The sequence below is a fragment of the Bradyrhizobium xenonodulans genome, from assembly GCF_027594865.1.
GTDB lineage: Bacteria > Pseudomonadota > Alphaproteobacteria > Rhizobiales > Xanthobacteraceae > Bradyrhizobium > Bradyrhizobium xenonodulans.
Genome location: NZ_CP089391.1, coordinates 3,549,904 through 3,562,906 on the forward strand (window position 1 = coordinate 3,549,904; position 13,003 = coordinate 3,562,906).

Genomic DNA, 13,003 nt, shown 5'->3' on the forward strand with positions numbered 1-13,003 from the left:
AGCCGCAGGAGGGGCCAGGAGTGAATGGCGGTGCCATGGTTCCACCGCCGTGTCCCGGACGCGCCGCAGCGTGTAACGCTGCTGCGCAGAGCCGGGACTCAGGAAGCGACACAGTCAACTGATGCCGCGCTGCGTCCGGGGCACGAGAGTGGAGCAGTGATGCACACCTGCTTCCACCCCATCATTGCGAGCGCAGCGAAGCAATTCAAAAATGCATCCGCGGAAAGATACTGGATTGCTTGGCTGCGCTCGCAATGACGGAAGTGAGTAGCCGTCAGCCTTGCTCGTCCATGACCCGCAGCTTCTCGACCCGGCGGCGAAAATCCTCGTCGGTGGAGAATTCGGCGGACAAATAGGAGGAGACGAGATCGACTGCGAGCCAGGCGCCGACGATCTGGGCACCGATGCACATGACATTCACGTCGTCATGCTCGACGCTCTGATGCGCCGAATGGACGTCGTGGCAGACCGCGGCGCGGATGCCCTTCATCTTGTTGGCCGCGATCGAGGCGCCGACGCCGGTGCCGCACACCATGATGCCGCGGGCGGCTTCGCCCGATGTCACTTTCTGCGCCACCGCCCGCGCGATGTCGGGGAAGTCCACCGGCTTGTCGTCATGGGAGCCGACGTCGACGATGTCGTGGCCGAGCTTGCGGATGTGGTCGATGACAGTCTGCTTGAGCGGCCAGCCGGCGTGGTCGGATCCGATGACGAGACGCATGTGATGTCCTTCTTGATCTTGCGATGGGTCGTGACAGCCGCAAGCGGGCTGTCACGAATGTTCCGGTGCTAGCTGCGCATGTCCGGCGGCAGCTCGACGCCGTGGAATTTCTTGTAGATCGCGTTGAGCTTGCCGTTCTTGACGTTCTCGGTGATCCAGGCGTTGAGCTTGTCCGTCAGACGCTGCTCGCCCTTCTTCAGGCCGATGGCGAGATCGAAGGTCGCCAGCGGAATCCTGGATTCGAATACGCGCGAGGGGTTCTTCACGCCGATCTGGTTGATGATCGTCGCCGACGAGCCGACGCAATCGACCTGGCCGGAGACGGCCGCGGTCACCATGGTGGCATCGTCGTCAAAGCGCGCGATCTTGAGGTCCTTGTCCTTCATGTTGGACAGCGTCGTGTCCTGCGTGGTGCCGCGCGAGACGCCGATCGACTTGTCCTTCAGGTCGGGCCAGTCCTTGACGGTCGACGATTTCAGGCAGCCGACGTCGGATTGCAACGTCGCATAGCGCTTGGTGAAGTCGATCACCTTGGCGCGATCGGGCGTCACCGACAGGGTCGAGATGATGATGTCGGCCTTGCCGGTCAGAACGTTCGGGATGCGCGTCGCGCCGGTGGTCTGGATGAATTCGAGCTCGAGCCCCCAATCCTTGGCGAGGAGCTGCGCCACTTCGACGTCGGAGCCGGTCGGCTTCATGGTGCTATCCATCGTGCCCGAGGGCGGAATGGCGAGGTCGGTCGAGATGCGGATCTTCTTCGCCTTCGTGATGTCGTCGAGCAGATCGGCCGAGGCCGGCGTGGCAGCCATGATGACGAGGCCGCTCAACGCGGCGGCGGCGCCCAGCAATGTCTTGTTTATCATCCTTGGTACTCCTCTCCCTGTTATGATTTTAGGTTTCCCGTGCCGACGAACTGCGTCAGCTCCGGCGTCGTTGGCGACGTCAGGATCGAGGCGGGTCCGGTCTCGTGGACCTTGCCGCGATGCATGAAGACGATCCGGTCGGCGATGCCCTTGGCAAAGCCCATCTCGTGGGTGACCATCACCATGGTCATGCCGTCGGCCGCCAGCTGCTCGATCACCTTCAGCACTTCGCCGGTGAGCTCGGGATCGAGCGCCGAGGTGACCTCGTCGAACAGCATCACCTTGGGCTGCATCGCCAGCGATCGCGCGATCGCCGCGCGCTGCTGCTGGCCGCCGGAGAGCTGTTCGGGATAGGCGTGCAGCTTCTCCTCGAGCCCAACCTGCGCCAGCACCTTTCGCGCGAGATCTTTTGCTTGGGCTGTGGCTATGCCCTTCACGGCGCAGGGCGCGAGCGTGATGTTCTGTTCGATGGTCAGATGCGGAAACAGATTGTAGCTCTGGAATACGATGCCGACGTCCTGACGTAGCGCACGCAGATCGATGTCGGGGCGGTCGACACGGTGTCCGCACACGACGATCTCGCCGCCGTCGACTTTCTCGAAGCGGTCAATGCAGCGCAGTGCGGTGCTCTTGCCGGAGCCGGAACGGCCGATCAGCGCCAGCACTTCGCCGCGCTGAACGGCAAAGGAGACGCCGTCGAGCACACGCAGGGAGCCAAAGCTCTTCTGGACGTTGCGGAGCGACACGATTGGCTCGGAGGAGAGGGCGTTTTGTTGCATGTCAGGCCGGCGCAAGGTTGGATCTGCCACGCCCCATCCGCCGCTCCAGCCTCTGGCTGAACAGCGACAGGGGATAGCACATGGCGAAATAGGTGACGGCGATGATGGCGTAGATCGCGAACGGCTCGAACAGCGAGTTGTTGACGATCTGGCCCGAGCGCATCAGCTCGACGAAGCCGACGACGGAGGCGAGCGAGGTGTTCTTGATGATCTGCACCATGAAGCCGACGGTCGGCGGCGTCGCGATGCGGATCGCCTGCGGCAGGATCACCTTGGTCATGCGCTGGGTCCGGCTCAGCGCCAGGCCCTCGGCGGCCTCCCATTGCGGCTTCGGCACCGACTGGATGCAGCCGCGCCAGATCTCGCCGAGATAGGCGGAAACATACAGCGTCAGCGAGGCGCCGGCGGCCGCGAGCGGCGAGACCTTGAGCCCGATGGCGGCGAGGCCGAAATAGCCGAGGAACAGGATGACGAGCAGCGGCGTGCCCTGAATGAGCTGGACGTAGACGGCGCTGGCGATTCGTACCGATTTGAGCGGCGAGATCCGCGCCAGCGCGATCACGAAGCCGACGATGCCGCCGCCGATCAGTGCGATCACCGAGAGACTAATGGTCCAAAGCGCGCCCTGGCCGAGAAACATCAGATGGTTGATGTTGAGATGTCCGCCCATGGTCATCTCACAGCGGCGTGCCGAGCCGGCGACGGCGCGGGAACAGGACGAGGCCGAGGCCCCAGAAGCCCGCGCGCATCACCAGCGAGAGGATGACGTAGAGCACGGCGACGATGATGTAGGTCTCGAACGCGCGATAGGTGTCCGACTGGATGTAATTGGCGACCGCGGTGAGCTCTTCGGCCGAGATCTGCGAGCAGACCGATGAGGCCAGCATCAGCAGCACGAACTGGCTGGTGAGTGCGGGATAGACCCTTTCGATCGCCGGAAGCAGGATGATGTGCCAATAGATCTGCAGGCGCGACAGCGCCAGTCCTTCGGCGGCCTCGATCTGTCCGCGCGGTATCGCCTCGAAGCCGGCGCGCATGATCTCGGCAGTGTAGGCGCCGACATTGATGGTCAGCGCGGCCACCGCCACGGTGAAGGCGGAGAATTTCAAGCCGAGGCTGGCGAGGCCGAAATAGACAAGGAAGATCTGCACCAGCAGCGGCGTGTTGCGGATCGTCTCGACATAGGCTTTGCAGGCACCTGCAATCAGCGCGTTGTGCGTGCCGCGCCCGACCGCGGCGAGCGTACCGAGCAGGGCGCCCAGCACCGTCGCGAACGCTGCAAGCTCCAGCGTCAGTGCAGCGCCAGCCACGAAACTTGGCCAACGCTCGAGCACTGCGGGAAAGTCGAGTTGGAGGCTCATCGTATCCGGTTCAGCCGGTGGTCTGGTTGGTCATGCGGTCATAGACGCGGAACAGCGCCTGGTTGCCGTTGCTGCCTTCGCCATGTGCGCGCGCATCGACATACTGGCTGGTGACGAGCGCGGTGCCGGGCAGCGGCACGCTCAGCGCCTGAGCCTGCTCCTGCACGAGGCGGAGGTCCTTGAGTTGCAGATCGATCCGAAAGCCTGCGGAGACGTCGCCCGCGATCATCGCGGGGCCGAGCTTGTCGAGCATCCAGGAGGCGGCGGAGCCGCCAAGCAGCACGCGGCGCAGCAGATTGAGATCGAGGCCAGACGCGCGACCGAGCGCGAGCGCTTCGCAGATCGCCTGGATGTTGATGCCGCAGATCAGCTGATTGCAAAGCTTGACGGTCTGGCCGGCGCCGGGGGCACCGACATGCGTGATAGTGGTGCCCATCGCGCGGAAGAACGGCTCGGCCTTGGCAAATGCTTCGGCATCGCCGCCGGCCATGATCGACAGTGCAGCGTTCTTCGCGCCCACGGGGCCGCCCGAGACCGGCGCGTCGATGAAGCCGACGCCGATATTTTGCAGGTCGGCATGGATGCGGCGGACTGCGACCGGCGAGATCGTGCTCATGTCCACGATGAGCTTGCCTGATGGCGGCGACTTCAGGAGGCCGTGCTCGCCATAGATGGTTGCTTCGACATGGGGCGTGTCGGGCAGCATGGTGATGACCATGTCGGTGCCTTCCGCTGCATCGGCAGGGCTGTTGGCGCGAACCGCGCCTTCCTTGACGCTGTCGGCCAGTGCGGCCTCGTTGAGATCGAAGACGCGAACCGCATGCCCGGCCACCAGGAGGTTGCGGACCATCTCCCGGCCCATCGTGCCGATGCCGATGAAGCCGACATTGCCCTTGTCGTTCCGTCCCATGTTATTTGTCCGTTTCTTGGTTCGCTGGTCTGCGATCAGCCCGAGGCGCTGGTCTTGTCGATGTCGCCGACGACGGCGCGCCTGCGATATTCATCGCCGATGGCAAAGTGCTTGCGCAGCGTCGCATCCGCCCGCTCGGGATCGCGCGCGATCACCGCGTCGAAGATGCGGCGGTGGTCGTCGATCAGGTAGGTCTTCATCGACGGGAAGGCCTGCACCAGTTCGCGGCGGCTCCGATGCGAATGCGTCAACAGGCCCGCCATTGAGCTGTGCAGAACCGACAGCGTTTCCGAATGCGACGCCACGACGATGGCGCGATGGAATTCGAAGTCGGCCATGCCGCCGGCATCGGCCTCGTCGATCGTCTCGCCGATCTTGGCAAGGGCGCGCTGCAGGCGTTCGAAATCGGCAATGTTGGCACGCTCGCAGGCGAGGCGGATCGCCTGGCATTCGATCGCGACGCGCGCCTGCATGACGTCGTCGAGCATGTCCGCCTGCTGGGCGAGCGCGAAGGTGAAGAAGTCGTTCAGCACCGAGACGTCCGGGCGCGTCACGACGGTGCCGATGCGGTCGCGGATCTCGACGATGCCGAGCACGGTGAGGGCTCGCAGCGCCTCGCGCACGATGGGACGGCTGACGCCAAGGAGGGTCGCCAGCTCGCGCTCGGAAATCAGGCGATCGCCGGGCTTGAGCGAGCCTGCAAGCAGGCGCTCGCGCAAGAAGGCGAACACCTTCTCGAACCCTTTTTCGCCTTCGGCAGCGCGCTTCAGTTCCATCCCGCTCTCTTTTGGTCTGATCTTGGTCAGACCAGTATGATAACCAGAAGGCCCAGGTCAAGAGGGTCGAGATCAAAGAACGAGGGCGGCGCTGTCAGACCGGATCTGGCGGCCTGCTAAGGCATTGTTCCGATTGGGGTCGGCTACTTTGCATGGGGTTGTTTTTCATGATTTTGTTTGCCGACTGCTGCTGACAGCATGTTGGCAGCAGCAACCGGCTACGTCCTCCTCCTGACAAAACGGGGAGTGGGTCATGCCGATCGAGGCAAGCTGTCATTGCGGTGAGACGGTGTTCGAGGTGACGGAGGCGCCATCGAACCTGACGCGCTGCACCTGCTCGCTCTGCGCCAAGCGCGGCGCGCTCTGGGCCTATTACACGCCGGCGCAGTTTCGGCTGCTGTCACCGGCGGAGAATGTCGCGACCTATCTCTGGGGCAGTCGCACGGTCAAACATCATTTCTGCGCCGCTTGCGGCTGCGGCACCTATTCGGAGTCGCCGGACTGGTCGAGCGGCAAGCCCGATTTCGACAATCCCAAGGTCGCGGTGAATGCGCGCCTGTTCGACGATTTCGATCTCGAGGCGGTGCCGGTGAACATGATCGACGGCAAGAACCTATGGTGAGCATTTGGCTCGCGCATGTCTGCTGCACGTCAGTGCCCTTGAGGCCGTTTTGAAAAGCTGATTTGTTTCCGGCCCGAGAAAAAGGGGAGGAAACCCATGACGCGTCTTTTTGCGCGAGCGATGCTCGCAATGTGTCTGGCCGTTGCATTCGGTTTCAGCGCGCAGGCGCAGACCAAGCCGAAGGTCACTTCGCTCGGACCTGACTTCCCCAAGGCCACGCTGTTCGTCGGCAACAGCTTCTTCTACTACAACAACGGCATGCCCGGGCATCTCTCCTTCATGGAGCGGGCAGCCGATGCCGAGAACAAGGCGGCCTATCGCAACACCATGGCCACGATCGGCGGCTCCGGCCTCGACTGGCATGACATGGACAATCTGCTGCGGCCGGGCGGCCTCGGTGCCTATTCCTTCGACGAGCAGAACAACGTCGTCTTCAACAAGCCGGGCAGGCAGTACGACGCCGTCGTGATGATGGATTGCAGCCAGTGCCCGATCCATCCGCAGTTGAAGGACGCATTCACGACCTTCGCGAAGAAGGACAGCGAGATCGTCCGCGCCCACGGCATGCGGCCGGTGCTGTTCATGTCCTGGGCCTATGCCGACAAGCCTGAGATGACCGAGACACTGGCCGAGGCCTATACGACCGCCGGCAATGCCAACGATGCGCTGGTCATTCCCGCGGGTCTTGCCTTCGCGCGGGTGCGCAAGCTCCAGCCCGAGCTCAATCTCTATGCTCCGGACAAGCGGCATCCGAGCCCGGCCGGCACATACCTTGCGACGTGCGTGACGTTCGCCGCGCTGACGGGACGTTCGCCGGTCGGCAATGCCTACAACATGGGATTGGATGCAGAGACGACGCAGCTGCTGCAGAAGGCGGCGTGGGACACGGTGCAGGACTATTACGGGCGGTGATCTAGCGTCGTTCTCGATGCCGTAGGGTGGGCGAAGGCGCACTTGCGCCGTGCCCACCATCTTGCTTTTGCAAAACGGATTGGTGGGCACGCTTCGCTTTGCTCACCCTACGCCTCGCTCATTTCAGCACCACCCACGCCGGCGCGTGATCGCTGGCGCCATCCTCGCCGCGGACTTTCTTGTCGACGCCAGCCCTGGCCAACCGTGAGACGAGGGCAGGGCTGAGCAGGAGATGATCGAGCCGCAGGCCCGCATCGCGCGGCCAGCGGTTCCGCTTGTAGTCCCAGAACGTGTAGATGCGTTGCTCCGGATGCAGCTCGCGGATCGCATCGCACCAGCCTTGCGCGACCAGCGAGGCAAACGCCGCACGGCTCTTCGGCTGGATCAGCGCATCCTTGTCCCATGAGCGCGTCTGATAGATGTCGATCGTATCAGGCGCGACGTTGTAGTCGCCGGCGAGCACGACGGGCAGATCCTGCTTGATGAAGCTTTTGGCGTGGCGCTTGAGGCGTGCGAACCAATCGAGCTTGTAGTCGAATTTCGGTCCCGGCTGCGGATTGCCGTTCGGCAGATAGATGCTGGTGACGATGATGCCGCGCACGGCGGCCTCGATATAGCGGGCTTCGTGATCGTCAGGTTTTCCCGGCAATCGATCGCGGGTGAGGATGGGCTCAGCGTTGCGGGCGACGATGGCGACGCCGTTCCAGGTCTTCTGTCCACACCACACCGCGCCATAGCCGGCCTTTTCGATGGCGGCCGCCGGAAATTCGCCATCACTTGCCTTCAATTCCTGAAGCGCGACGACATCGGGCTTCGCCGCCTTCATCCATGCCAACAGATTGGGCAGGCGGCGGTTGATGTTGTTGATGTTGAATGTCGCAATCTTCATGTAGAGCTACCGGCTTCTGCCTTCCGTTCCCGGAGATACAATGTCCAAGTTGAGCTTTGCCGCACTCGTCGTCGCTGTCGCGTTCTCCGGTGTCGCCTCGGCACAATCGTCCGATCCGCGCGGTGCGTGCAAGGCGGATTACGACAAATTCTGCGCCGGCATCGCGCCCGGTGGCGGCAAGGTCATCGCCTGCCTCAACGCTAAGCGCGATCAGCTCAGTGCATCCTGCAAGACGGCGCTCGACAGTCGGAAGAAGTAAGCGGCGGGACGCTCAGCCCGGTAGCGGCGGCGGGCTCGCCGGCGGCTCGACCGGCGGTGGGGAAGGCGGCTGCTCGGCCGTCTGCGCGGGCTCCGGCTTGACCAGTGGCTCCACCACATTGCCGCCCTTGTAGATGCGCGCGTAGCGATGGCCGAGGCTGGTCAGCACCTCATAGCCGATCGTGCCGAAATGATGCGCGAGCTCGTCGACGGTGATGCCCTCGCCGAGCAGTGTCACCATGTGGCCGCGCCTCACCGCGTTCGGCGGCAGATCGGTGATGTCGATGGCGATCAGGTCCATGGAGACGCGGCCTGCGACCGGGCAGCGCTTGCCGGCCACAATCACCTCGGCGCCGCGCGTGCCGTCATTGGAGCTGGCGGCGCGGAAATAGCCGTCGGCATAGCCGACTGCGATGATCGCAAGCTTGGTCGGCCGCCGCGCGGTCCAGGTGCCGCCATAGCCGACGGTCTCGCTGCGGTCGATGGTGCGGATCTGCACGATGCGTGCCTTGAGGTCGACCACCGGCTGCATCGGATTGTCGGCCTCCGGCGTCGGGTTGACGCCGTAGAGCGCGGCACCCGGCCGTACCAGGTCGAACTGGAAGGGCGCGCCGAGGAAGACGCCTGAGGAATTGGCGAGCGCCGCCGGCACGCCGGAGAATTCGCTGGCGATGCCGCGGAAGGAAGCGAGCTGCTTGGCGTTGATGGGGCTGTTGAGCTGCTCTGCCGAGACCAGATGGCTCATCACCAGCGTGATGCCGTGGTCGCCGGCATTGATGCGGGGGATGATCGCTTGCGCCTCGGAAAGCGTCAGTCCGAGCCGGTTCATGCCGGTGTCGATGTGGATGGCCGCGCCGCCGGTCCAGCCGGTGCGGCGGCAGAACACGTCCCATTCGGCGAGCTCGTTGAGGTCGCCGATGACGGGGCGGCAATTGATCTTGGCGTAGTGCTCGCCGGTGTTCTGGAAATAGCCGCCGAGCACGTAGATCGCGGCCCCCGGCACGGCACCGCGCACGGTACGCGCTTCCTCGATCGTGGCGACGAAGAAGGTCTTGCAGCCGGCCTTGCTCAGGGCACGCGAGACCTGCTCGGCGCCGCAACCATAGGCGTCGGCCTTGATCACCGCCGAGCATTCGGCCGGCACCGCCGTCTTCTCGAGCTTGCGCCAATTGGCGATGATGGCGTCGAGGTCGACGGTGAGCACGCCGCCATAGGCTGCGAGCGCGGCAGCCTGATTGGCCTCCGCGGAGAGAAGGCCGGATTGCGGGATCATTTTCGGGTCGGACGCCATTGTCATGGCGTCGTTTTACGCAAGAGGGCGTTTCTGTTCAAGGAACTCAGTAGTCGTTGCCGCTGCGAACCGGCAGCTGACTGTCAGGCGCGAGGTCGCCGAATCGCGTGACCGAGGCTTCGAACGCCAGGTCGACGGTGCCCGTCGGGCCGTGGCGCTGCTTGCCGATGATGACTTCGGCCTTGCCGTGCGCAAGACTCATGTCAAGCTGCCACTTCTCGTGCTCAGGCGTGCCCGGGCGCGGCTCTTTCATCGCGAGATAATATTCCTCGCGATAAACGAACAGCACGACGTCGGCGTCCTGCTCGATCGAGCCGGATTCACGCAGGTCCGAGAGCTGAGGCCGCTTGTCGTCGCGGGATTCGACCTGACGCGAGAGCTGGGACAGCGCGATGACCGGGACGTTGAGTTCCTTGGCGAGCGCCTTCAGGCTGGTCGTGATCTCCGTGATTTCCTGCACGCGATTGTCGCTCCGCTTACCGGAGCCGGACAGCAGCTGGATGTAGTCGATCACGAGGAGATCGAGGCCCTTCTGTCGCTTCAGCCGGCGTGCACGCGCCATCAGCTGCGCGATCGACAGGCCGCCGGTCGCGTCGACATAGAAGGGCAGCGATTGCAGCTCGATCGAGACTTCGCGGATCTTCTCGAAGTCGGCTTCCGAGATGCCGCCGCGGCGAATGTGGGAGGAGGGGACGCCGGTGCGCTCGGCCACGATACGCGTGGCGAGCTGGTCGGCCGACATTTCGCAGGAGAAGAACCCGATCACGCCGCCATTGGCGGCCTTCGTGGTACCGTCGGCCTGGAGCTCCGGCACGTAGGCTTGCGCGACGTTGTAGGCGATGTTGGTCGCCAGCGAGGTCTTGCCCATGCCGGGGCGGCCTGCGACGATGATGAGATCGGAGTGCTGCAGGCCCCCCATCTTCGTGTCGAGGTCACGCATGCCCGTCGAGATGCCGGACAGTTTTCCGTCGCGCTGGAACGCCTTTGCGGCGAGATCGACCGCGACCGCCAGTGCCTGCGAGAATTTCTGGAAGCCGCCGTCATAGCGGCCGGATTCGGCGAGCTCGTACAGGCGGCGTTCGGCGTCCTCGATCTGCGCCCGCGGCGCGAAGTCGACCGGTGCGTCATAGGCGACATTGACCATGTCCTCGCCGATGCCGATGAGGTCGCGACGCAGCGCCAGATCATAGATGGTCCGGCCATAGTCCTGGGCGTTGATGATGGTGGTCGCCTCAGCCGCAAGGCGCGCCAGATATTGGCCGATGGTCATGCCGCCTACGTCGGTGTCGGCGGGCAGGAACGTCTTCAGCGTCACGGGTGTGGCGATCTTGCCCATCCGGATCAGGCTGCCGGCGGTCTCGTAAATGGTCTGGTGCAGCGGCTCGAAGTAGTGCTTCGGCTCAAGGAAGTCGGAGACGCGGTAAAACGCATCGTTGTTGACCAGGATCGCGCCCAAAAGGCTCTGTTCAGCCTCGATATTATGGGGCGCACTCCGGTAGGCAGGAGTTCCGGGTTCGGGCGCGAGTTTGAGGACGTTCGAATCAGTCAGGGCCATGGTCGAGCGATAGCAATTTTCTGGGGCGGATGCGGGGCCGGGATAAAGCGCCGCCTCGAACCAAAGCGGAAGCAAAAGCTCGCCGCTATCAACCGATCTTAAAAATGGTGGATGATTAGCAGCCGCAGCATGCGCCGCGCTTGACGGATTTTCGCGGAACTCACCCGCGGGGGAGTGGTCGCGACCCGTGTTACGGAAAACTCCGGATGAGGTGAACCTAATGGATCGGCGCACAGACGTATCGTGGAGCGCGCGAAATGACGCACGCCGGGCGCTCTGGGCTCGGATTCAGACCAGCAGGAGGTAGACCAGCGCAACCAGGGCTGCCCCGACGCCCGTGACGATCAGGGCGTAATCGGTGCGGAGGTCGTCCTGCACGTCGAATGAGGTTTGGGTCTGCTTGCTCATGGCGACGGGTCTAAGCCCAGTCCGACCAGACTTATGTGAAATGGATCACATCCCCCCGGATTCTTTCGGGGGTAAGACCGGAACAGGCAGGCGGGCGGGGGGTTGTCTCCCGCGACCCGCCATCAGGGAGACGAGGCAAGCGATGCGGCCAGAACGGCAGCACCAGATCTGGCGAAGCGAGGCAGGCAGCCGGCTCTGGCTGTCGGGGCTCATCGCGGCCATGGAGCACGCTGGGCGGCCCGAAGTGCGGCGCGAGCCTGTCTCGCCGGAGACCCTCGCGGACCTGCGGGCGCAACTGGCGTTAACAGCCTCTTTCCGGTCCTCCCAGATATCGACCCTGCGTCACTAGGATCTGTTCACCAGCCGACTTCACGCTGCGTTCGGCACCGCCTTCGATCGCACGCAGACGCGCGCCTGCGGCGTTGTGGCTTTGCGACGATGTGCCGCCGTCGGACCGGGGCTGCGCGTCGCATGAGGTCTCCGGCGCGCGAACGAGGTGCAGCGCTATTGCGCTGTGTTCACAGTCGATATTCCAAAAGCGCTTAATCACATCCTTGCGTCCGGTGGCTGCTTCCATTCGCGGCTCAATCCGTTAAAAGGTGACCGCCGCCGAGCGGGATGCCGGCTGCATTCGCGTAAATTCAATGGAGATGATGGGATGTCGAGCCGAGCGCTCAGCCTCGCGACGGTATTGCTTCTGATGGGCTTCGGCGCGACCGATACCGTTCTGGCACAGGCGACGAACCTCGAAGCTGGCAAAGCCCCATCCCAGCTTTTCGCGCAGACCTGCAATGCCTGCCACAAGAGCCCGCGCGGCCTGTTGAAGACGGTGGCGCCGGGCTCGCTGCCGGGTTTCCTGCGCCAGCACTACACCACCAGCTCCGACATGGCCGGCGTGCTCGCGTCCTATCTCGTCTCCAACGGCGCCACCGACACCCGCTACCAGGCCAAGGACGGAAACAAGGACGGCAAGGACAAGAAGGACGGCGCCAAGGAGAAGGAAGCCAACACGGCGCCGGAACATCAGGGACGCCGCCAACGCTCCCAGGAATCCGCCAAGCCGGAAGGCGAGGCTGCCGCCCCCGCGCCCGAGGGCGCGCGTTCGAAGCGCGCGGCGCGGCCGGCTGAGGAGGGAGCCAAGGAAGGGGCGAAGCCCGAGGGTCAGACGGCGCCCGAGGGACGCAAGGGCAAGCGTCGCAGCAAGCCCGGCACCGAGGACGCACCGAAGCTCGATGCCGCCGCGCCGGCCAAGGAAGACAAGAAGAGCGAACCCAAGCCCGAATCCAAGCCCGAGCCCGACGCTGCCAAGGTCGAGTCGGGCCGCGACGAAGCAAAGCCCGAGAGCAAGCCGGCAGAGAAGCCGGAGGCCAGGCCTGATAGCGCCAAGGTCGAGCCGCGCAGCAGCGATACGCCGGCGCTGCGGCCTGATCCGGTCCCGCAAGTGACGCCGGCTGCACCGGCTGCTGCGAAGCCTGCCGACGCCAAGCCGGCGGAGGAGGCGGCTCCCAAGCCGGCTGCGAGCTCCGAACCGGCAGCCAAGCCGTCGGAGCCGGCGCCGCCCGCGGCCGCTGCGGCCCCGCCGTCGGCAGAGTCGTCGGGACCGCCTGCGCCGCCGATCTCGCGCTAAGCCAAACCTGCTCGTCCAATCGACCTGGAGC

The 13,003-nt window shown here is 64.3% G+C and carries 15 protein-coding genes; 4 read left to right on the forward strand and 11 right to left on the reverse strand.

The annotated features are described in order from the left end of the window. Positions 1-274: 274 nt before the first annotated feature. The 7 genes from rpiB to I3J27_RS16490 all read right to left on the reverse strand — a co-directional run bounded on the left by rpiB (position 275) and on the right by I3J27_RS16490 (position 5,410). Complete coding sequence (rpiB, locus tag I3J27_RS16460; RefSeq protein ID WP_018317596.1) at positions 275-721, reverse strand: ribose 5-phosphate isomerase B; 447 nt, start codon at positions 719-721, stop codon at positions 275-277. A 68-nt stretch (positions 722-789) separates the two neighbouring features. Next, positions 790-1,584, reverse strand: coding sequence for a transporter substrate-binding domain-containing protein (locus tag I3J27_RS16465; RefSeq protein WP_270171265.1), 795 nt, complete (start codon positions 1,582-1,584; stop codon positions 790-792). A 20-nt stretch (positions 1,585-1,604) separates the two neighbouring features. Next, on the reverse strand, positions 1,605-2,363 hold the full coding sequence (locus tag I3J27_RS16470) for an amino acid ABC transporter ATP-binding protein (RefSeq protein WP_270171267.1): 759 nt from the start codon (positions 2,361-2,363) through the stop codon (positions 1,605-1,607). Between the two features lies 1 nt (position 2,364). Further along, positions 2,365-3,033, reverse strand: coding sequence for an amino acid ABC transporter permease (locus I3J27_RS16475; RefSeq protein ID WP_270171269.1), 669 nt, complete (start codon positions 3,031-3,033; stop codon positions 2,365-2,367). 7 nt (positions 3,034-3,040) lie between these two features. Beyond that, positions 3,041-3,724, reverse strand: coding sequence for an amino acid ABC transporter permease (locus tag I3J27_RS16480; protein ID WP_270171271.1), 684 nt, complete (start codon positions 3,722-3,724; stop codon positions 3,041-3,043). Between the two features lie 10 nt (positions 3,725-3,734). Continuing rightward, a complete protein-coding gene (locus tag I3J27_RS16485; protein WP_370691981.1) occupies positions 3,735-4,670 on the reverse strand; it encodes an NAD(P)-dependent oxidoreductase in 936 nt (311 codons plus the stop codon). Continuing rightward, the gene (locus I3J27_RS16490) at positions 4,670-5,410 is read right to left on the reverse strand and encodes a FadR/GntR family transcriptional regulator (RefSeq protein ID WP_270171275.1); all 741 of its coding nucleotides are present in this window, start codon (positions 5,408-5,410) and stop codon (positions 4,670-4,672) included. The genes I3J27_RS16485 and I3J27_RS16490 overlap by 1 nt, the downstream gene beginning before the upstream one ends. 253 nt (positions 5,411-5,663) lie before the next feature. Here I3J27_RS16490 and I3J27_RS16495 point away from each other — a divergent pair, with 253 nt between their 5' ends. Next, a complete protein-coding gene (locus tag I3J27_RS16495; protein WP_270171277.1) occupies positions 5,664-6,032 on the forward strand; it encodes a GFA family protein in 369 nt (122 codons plus the stop codon). 96 nt (positions 6,033-6,128) lie between these two features. Next, positions 6,129-6,944 carry an SGNH/GDSL hydrolase family protein gene (locus I3J27_RS16500; protein ID WP_270171279.1) on the forward strand — a complete coding sequence of 272 codons (816 nt, stop codon included), beginning with the start codon at positions 6,129-6,131 and terminating at the stop codon, positions 6,942-6,944. A 118-nt stretch (positions 6,945-7,062) separates the two neighbouring features. On the opposite strand, the gene I3J27_RS16505 is transcribed toward I3J27_RS16500, so the two are convergent. Continuing rightward, entirely contained in the window at positions 7,063-7,833 is a 771-nt protein-coding gene (locus tag I3J27_RS16505) for an exodeoxyribonuclease III (RefSeq protein ID WP_270171281.1), read from the reverse strand. Positions 7,834-7,873: 40 nt separating this feature from the next. Here I3J27_RS16505 and I3J27_RS16510 point away from each other — a divergent pair, with 40 nt between their 5' ends. Further along, on the forward strand, positions 7,874-8,092 hold the full coding sequence (locus I3J27_RS16510) for a cysteine rich repeat-containing protein (protein WP_270171283.1): 219 nt from the start codon (positions 7,874-7,876) through the stop codon (positions 8,090-8,092). Between the two features lie 12 nt (positions 8,093-8,104). Here the strand turns inward: I3J27_RS16510 and alr are convergent, their stop codons facing one another. From alr to I3J27_RS16525, 3 genes are all read right to left on the reverse strand, one after another. After that, complete coding sequence (alr, locus tag I3J27_RS16515; RefSeq protein ID WP_270172820.1) at positions 8,105-9,382, reverse strand: alanine racemase; 1,278 nt, start codon at positions 9,380-9,382, stop codon at positions 8,105-8,107. 46 nt (positions 9,383-9,428) lie between these two features. Beyond that, complete coding sequence (locus I3J27_RS16520; protein WP_018317583.1) at positions 9,429-10,937, reverse strand: replicative DNA helicase; 1,509 nt, start codon at positions 10,935-10,937, stop codon at positions 9,429-9,431. 709 nt (positions 10,938-11,646) lie between these two features. Beyond that, positions 11,647-11,922: a hypothetical protein gene (locus tag I3J27_RS16525; RefSeq protein WP_270171286.1), complete on the reverse strand. Its 276-nt coding sequence runs from the start codon at positions 11,920-11,922 to the stop codon at positions 11,647-11,649. 81 nt (positions 11,923-12,003) lie between these two features. On the opposite strand from I3J27_RS16525, the gene I3J27_RS16530 reads away from it, so the two are divergent. Beyond that, positions 12,004-12,972: a hypothetical protein gene (locus tag I3J27_RS16530; protein WP_270171288.1), complete on the forward strand. Its 969-nt coding sequence runs from the start codon at positions 12,004-12,006 to the stop codon at positions 12,970-12,972. Positions 12,973-13,003 lie beyond the last annotated feature (31 nt).

Coding starts and splice junctions, on each gene's coding strand:
- rpiB (WP_018317596.1), bottom strand. CDS start 721: ATGCGTCTCGTCATCGGATCCGACCACGCCGGCTGGCCGCTCAAGCAG.
- I3J27_RS16465 (WP_270171265.1), bottom strand. CDS start 1,584: ATGATAAACAAGACATTGCTGGGCGCCGCCGCCGCGTTGAGCGGCCTC.
- I3J27_RS16470 (WP_270171267.1), bottom strand. CDS start 2,363: ATGCAACAAAACGCCCTCTCCTCCGAGCCAATCGTGTCGCTCCGCAAC.
- I3J27_RS16475 (WP_270171269.1), bottom strand. CDS start 3,033: ATGGGCGGACATCTCAACATCAACCATCTGATGTTTCTCGGCCAGGGC.
- I3J27_RS16480 (WP_270171271.1), bottom strand. CDS start 3,724: ATGAGCCTCCAACTCGACTTTCCCGCAGTGCTCGAGCGTTGGCCAAGT.
- I3J27_RS16490 (WP_270171275.1), bottom strand. CDS start 5,410: ATGGAACTGAAGCGCGCTGCCGAAGGCGAAAAAGGGTTCGAGAAGGTG.
- I3J27_RS16495 (WP_270171277.1), top strand. CDS start 5,664: ATGCCGATCGAGGCAAGCTGTCATTGCGGTGAGACGGTGTTCGAGGTG.
- I3J27_RS16500 (WP_270171279.1), top strand. CDS start 6,129: ATGACGCGTCTTTTTGCGCGAGCGATGCTCGCAATGTGTCTGGCCGTT.
- I3J27_RS16505 (WP_270171281.1), bottom strand. CDS start 7,833: ATGAAGATTGCGACATTCAACATCAACAACATCAACCGCCGCCTGCCC.
- I3J27_RS16510 (WP_270171283.1), top strand. CDS start 7,874: ATGTCCAAGTTGAGCTTTGCCGCACTCGTCGTCGCTGTCGCGTTCTCC.
- alr (WP_270172820.1), bottom strand. CDS start 9,382: ATGGCGTCCGACCCGAAAATGATCCCGCAATCCGGCCTTCTCTCCGCG.
- I3J27_RS16520 (WP_018317583.1), bottom strand. CDS start 10,937: ATGGCCCTGACTGATTCGAACGTCCTCAAACTCGCGCCCGAACCCGGA.
- I3J27_RS16525 (WP_270171286.1), bottom strand. CDS start 11,922: ATGGAAGCAGCCACCGGACGCAAGGATGTGATTAAGCGCTTTTGGAAT.
- I3J27_RS16530 (WP_270171288.1), top strand. CDS start 12,004: ATGTCGAGCCGAGCGCTCAGCCTCGCGACGGTATTGCTTCTGATGGGC.